General features: G+C 63.5%; 1 protein-coding gene. It reads right to left on the bottom strand.

Going from position 1 to position 329, the window contains the following annotated elements; translation table 11 throughout:
- Positions 1 to 329: cbb3-type cytochrome c oxidase subunit I (locus KBI52_RS00575; protein WP_210804758.1), on the bottom strand; the 329-nt coding region annotated here is incomplete at both ends.

The following is a 329-nucleotide window of genomic DNA, read 5'->3' as shown; positions in this document are numbered from 1 at the left end:
GTTGTTGACGATGTGGAGGATCGCCACCACGACGATGAACGCCATGAAGTACCAGTTGGCGACGTAGATGTGCGGCTCCTTGCGCCGGGCGAGCGTGCGCAGGAAGAGCACGAAGAAGGTGACCCACACGACCACCAGCCACAGGTCGGCGTACCATTCCGCCTCCGCGTACTCCTTCGACTGGGTCACGCCGATGAAGTAGCCGGTGACGGCGAGGATGCAGAAGAGGTTGAAACCGAGCAGCACGAACCACGGGCTGATCTGCCCGGCCAGTCGGGCGCGGGAGGTGCGCTGCACGACGTGGAAAGAGGTGGCGATGAGGGCGTTGC

Source organism: Microvirga sp. HBU67558, assembly GCF_018069605.1.
Taxonomy (GTDB): Bacteria; Pseudomonadota; Alphaproteobacteria; order Rhizobiales; family Beijerinckiaceae; genus Microvirga; species Microvirga terrae.
Note: the sequence above shows the minus strand (reverse complement) of the source record. Positions and strands in the feature narration are given on the sequence as shown.